Origin of the sequence: Pseudoalteromonas sp. TAE56, assembly GCF_000497955.1 — a bacterium.
Taxonomy (GTDB): domain Bacteria; phylum Pseudomonadota; class Gammaproteobacteria; order Enterobacterales; family Alteromonadaceae; genus Pseudoalteromonas.
This window is the reverse complement of record NZ_AUTN01000028.1, coordinates 1-5072: the sequence shown is the minus strand read 5'-3', so window position 1 is coordinate 5072 and position 5072 is coordinate 1. Positions and strand designations below refer to the sequence as shown.

3 protein-coding genes are annotated in these 5072 nt (G+C 36.7%); 2 read left to right on the top strand and 1 reads right to left on the bottom strand.

Annotated features, from left to right (window positions below):
• Positions 1-426: 426 nt before the first annotated feature.
• Positions 427-1935 (top strand): sensor histidine kinase, encoded by a 1509-nt coding sequence (locus tag L656_RS0101020; RefSeq protein ID WP_024597855.1) that lies wholly within the window; start codon positions 427-429, stop codon positions 1933-1935.
• The gene (locus tag L656_RS0101015) at positions 1929-2609 is read left to right on the top strand and encodes a LytR/AlgR family response regulator transcription factor (RefSeq protein WP_024597854.1); all 681 of its coding nucleotides are present in this window, start codon (positions 1929-1931) and stop codon (positions 2607-2609) included. The genes L656_RS0101020 and L656_RS0101015 overlap by 7 nt, the downstream gene beginning before the upstream one ends.
• Before the next feature lie 116 nt (positions 2610-2725).
• Here L656_RS0101015 and L656_RS0101010 read toward each other — a convergent pair whose 3' ends face one another.
• A complete protein-coding gene (locus L656_RS0101010; protein ID WP_029750568.1) occupies positions 2726-4777 on the bottom strand; it encodes a TonB-dependent receptor in 2052 nt (683 codons plus the stop codon).
• Positions 4778-5072 lie beyond the last annotated feature (295 nt).

Sequence of the window (5072 nt, the reverse complement as noted above, 5' to 3'; positions counted from 1 at the left end):
CCGGCGGGTAGAGTGATCGTCACATCATTCAAAGCCTGCGTACCATCTGCGTATTTTTTGTTGATATTTTTCAGTGTAAGCATTAGTTTCATCCTTAATTGGTATAGCACCAGCTTAAGAAAGCAAGTCAATACAAGCGAGAAAACAATGGTTAACGTATTGAAATAAATGATGAACATAAAAAAGTAACGTTGGTCATTTAAATATGACCTTTCATCATTTAAATAAACCGCCTAGTATGCTTAAAACGGTTACTAACCCTATGAAATAAAATAATTAGTTTAAAAATAAATTATGATTGAAAAAATTTTATGGATAATATAGCGCGCTCAGCGTAGTGAATTGTGCAAAGGTAATGTTTAAAATAAAAAGACAATTTTATCTAAGCGTATCTGCTCAGAAACTATAATAAAAACGGAGTCACATATGCAGCAAGCCAATACACCAATATGGCAACGCTTTAGCATTACCCAGCTAATAATTTTTTTACCGCTAATAGCTACTATTATGCTCGACTCTCATATACGCTTTTTGTCATCACATATGGATTCAACGAGCCAATATCTGGCTATTAATATTCAACTTTTTTTACAGTGTATTCCCTTTTTTATTGCCCATGCGTTCGCATATCGTTTATTACTTACACCCGCAATCATAGTTTGGCTGTTAGGCTTTTTAGCCTATCCATCTCTCTTGCTAGTATTTAATAACCAGCTTCTTAACTTTTCGCAATGGCAATACCTTGATGCACAATGTTGGACACTGTGCGCATCTGCAAGTGGTATATGGCTTATTACTAAACGCACTAATAAAAATAACAATGTGTTGAGTAATAAATGGCTTAAATCCTTGTTTTCACTTGATACAGTCATGTTTATAATACTTTTAGGTTGGGCAATAGTTACATCAAGCATACTCAATACGCACACTGATCCTATGTTAAACCAGCCTATTGAGCCTGTTATTGACGTTTATAAAGTATTCACACAGTTTGATACTTTTTTGGGTTATCTTTGGCAAATTACTGTTTGTGCCGGATTAGTATATGGAGTGTATTTATTAAATAGATATTTATTAATACGCTATGTATTAACCTATCATGGTGTACTGATGTTTTTGTTTGCAAGTTTAATAAGCCTCGTTGCACTTACACCTGTATTAACATCGTGCTTGCTACTGTTACCTATTAACGATTTACCCTCAGGCATTGCTAACTTAACACCTGGCGGTAATAATAATATTTTTAGCCCTGAAAATTATCAGTTCGTATTTTTGTTTTTGGCTATAAGCACACCGATTATTTTAGCGTTTGAACGACAGCAACAACACGTTCAAATTAGCAACATTGCCCAACAACAAACAAAAACAGAGCTAAAGCTACTTCAACAGCAAATTAACCCTCATTTTTTATTTAATACATTAAACAACCTTTACGCACTGACATTAAAAAAAGCAGATAATGCACCAGATCTTGTTATGCAATTAGCTAACTTACTGCGTTACAGTGTTTATGAAGGCCAAAAAGCACAGGTGAGTTTAGAAAAAGAAATTAATTACTTAAAAGGTTTTATTGCATTGCAGCATTTACGAAGTGCTGAGCGCTGCAACTTTGATGTGCAATGGCCTGAATATCAACAACACTATTTAATTTCGCCACTACTGTTAATAATGATTTTAGAAAACGCGATAAAGCATGGTGTAGAGCCCACCTCACAAAAAGTAACGGTTGTGTTTAAAATCACCATGGCCGATAACGTACTAACGCTATTTTCCTCTAACCCTATTCTACCTAATAACAATTCAGAGCATGGGATGGGACTTAACAATTTACGCCGTAGGCTAACTCTTTTATATCCAAATAAGCACACATTAATTATTAATGAAAATAAAAACCTTTGGCAAACCACACTTAAATTGGAGCTGGCTGCATGCTAAACACAATAATTGTTGATGACGAGCCGCTCGCGCATGACGTTATACTGCATCATTTAAGTGCCCATAAAGATATTAATGTAAGCGGACAATACCTTAACGCTAAAGATGCATTATGTGCTTTAGCCACATCATCTATTGATTTGTTATTTTTAGACATAAACATGCCCGAACTATCAGGCATTGCATTACTAAAAGTGCTCGCGAATCGACCACAAGTGATTATTATTAGTGCGTATCAAGAATATGCTTTAGCCGGTTTTGAACTTGACGTAACTGACTACCTACTAAAACCAGTCTCTGCGCAGCGCCTTGAACAAGCACTCAATAAAGTACGGAAAAAAAGAAAATACATAACGCTAAATCCCAAGGCACCTCTGACTATTACCCTTAAAATCGATCGTGAAAAACATAAAATTCAATTAGGCGATATAGACATGTTTGAGGCTTATGGAAATTATGTAAAAGTATGGCAAGGTGAAAAAGCATTACTTGCAAGCAGTACTCTCAAATACATATTGCAAGAGCTTGATACTTCATTTATTCAAGTCCACAAATCTTACGTTATTAACAAAAATAAAGTTGTTGCGTTAAGTAATGAAAGCGTTCAACTAGCATCAGGCGTGTCAGTTAAAATTGGCAAGTCATTTAAACAACAAGTGCGCGACATTATTTAATTTAAGCTCGGTTAAAGCTCCCCCTTTATTGAAAAGCCCTAATGCTTTAGGGCTTTAAATTATTTTACCTTTAAAAGGTAGCGTTACAATTTCCAATTCATTATTTTAGAAGCACGTTAAAAACGATACGTTACTGAAGCACCTAATGTTTGTGGGTTAACAACTGCAACATAACCCGTTGGGTAACGCCCGCTTGCAGGCTCTACCGACGTAAATGCTTCTTCATCTAATGCATTATTAATAAAAGCACTCACCAACCAATGATCGCTGCTATAGCTTATTGTTGCACGTGTAATTGTGTAACCGCCAGCAACACGCTCCTCGGTGTTAGTTAAATCACCATAGTACTCGTCTACATAATTAGCGCTCACATTTAGCTTTAAGGTATCTGTAAACCAATGCGATACCCCTAAACTTGCAGTCAGTTCTGGTGCTGAATTTAATTCATTGCCCACTGCATCAGAATAAGTAGTTGATTCATCTATTTTAGTTTTTAATAAACCCAGCCCTGCGTGTAACTGCCATTGCTCGCCTAACATGCTATATGCTTCAAGCTCTAAACCATAGCTATGTGCGTCGTCAATATTAGTAATTTTTCTATCAGAACTTAATGCTTGATAACCATCAAAATTATTGTAAAAAATATTAGCACTAATATTTAAATCACCATTATTTAGTACGCTACGCGAGCCCAACTCGTACGTATTTACTGATTCTTGATCGTAGTAATAATATTCCTGCGCGGTAAAGTTCAACGCACCACCACCAGCGTTATAACCACGACGAGCACTTGCAGATAGAGTCGTATCATTGTTTATTTTATATTGAATAGCTAAGGTCGGTAGCTTTATGGTGTTAGAATTGTCTAGCTGCTCAACTAACCTACTGCCACTAAAAGCCATATCAAAATTACGAAGTTGTTCTTCACGCTCAATTCGAAGCCCAGCGGTTAACGTAAGCTCATTAGTTAACTTAAAGCTGGTTTCGCCATAAATTGCTTTAGAATCACTACTATCGTCACCAAAATAATTGGTTGCACCAACGCTTTTAAAGTCTTGGTCACGGTCAAAGTAAGCAATACCAACAAAGCCTGAATAAAATTCACTATTTAAGCCAAAGTTTAACTTGCTATCAATGGTGATATTTTTTTCATCCATAGAAATATCAGACTCAGCGCTTGCCTGTGCTTCATAAGCCTCGTAGCCCCATTCATAATCCATATAAGCAAGTAATATATCGAACGAAAAGTTATCATTAATTTTATAATCAATATTTACCTGAGTCGTGTCTGACTGGGTATCCATGTCACGCTGAAATAAAGGCACATAATCAAACGGTTTATCACCTTCATAATACTTACGACCCGTATTACCTTCTTCGCTATACGTTGAGTAAGTCAGCTGTACAGCTAAATCTGTTGTTGGGGTATACAGTAATTTTGCTCGCGTACTGCTGGTATTAAGGTTATTTAAGTTCTTATCTGTTGGATTGGTTTCATATACCGTTGGATTACTAAAGGTTTCACCGTTTACATATTGAGTAGACAAGCGAAATGCTAATACGTCTTCAACTAATGCCCCCGAAACAACGGCCGCTGTATCAAGATAGCTGTCTTGATTTTTATAACCAACGCGTACAGCACCTTCAAAATCTTGTGTTGGCGCTTTAGTTGTCATATAAACAGCACCACCAATACTATTACGCCCATTACTTGTTGACTGCGGTCCACGGTATACCGCTATTTGCTCTATATCCCATAAACCGGTATCACCAGTTAAATCAGCAACAAATGGCTGACTAACCCCATCAACAAGTGTTGATACTCGCGCTTTTGAGCCACCACTAAATGAGTTAAACCCAGTTGCACCACCATTACCCGACACACCGCGCATATCTGGCACAGCGCCAGTAAGTACCACCACATTTGCCATTTCTGCCAAGGCTTCAGAAACAGAGCCTAGTTGCCCATTTTCTAATAACGAACTATCTACAACTGCAACCGATGTAATCGTATCCTTGAGTGACCTTTCGATTTTTTCGCCTGTTACAGTAATTGTATCTATTGATTCACGACTTGTTTCATCAGCAAATGCATTGCTTTGAGATAGCAGAAAAGAGCCTGTAATGATTAGTGAAAGCTTATTTAGTTTGAATGACCGCACCGCTATTATTCCCTTTTATGGATGGTTATTTTATTTTTCGGAAAAATAGCACAAACATGCAATTGTTGCAATTGAGTTTAATTATCATTTAGAATGGCAATATTATTAACAAGTGTTTTTATTTATGTTGCAACTTACCCTTTCTCTTGTTTTATTTACTGCTACATCCCTGTTTTATCTTAGTAACCGCCACCAACGACTACTAAGCAAACCCATTAATAAAAGCTGGCGCAAGCTCGCATTTATCCTTTTTGTTATTGCAATACCATTAGCCTTATATGCTTTTTCTAATGCGGCAGCC

Coding starts and splice junctions, on each gene's coding strand:
- L656_RS0101020 (WP_024597855.1), top strand. CDS start 427: ATGCAGCAAGCCAATACACCAATATGGCAACGCTTTAGCATTACCCAG.
- L656_RS0101015 (WP_024597854.1), top strand. CDS start 1,929: ATGCTAAACACAATAATTGTTGATGACGAGCCGCTCGCGCATGACGTT.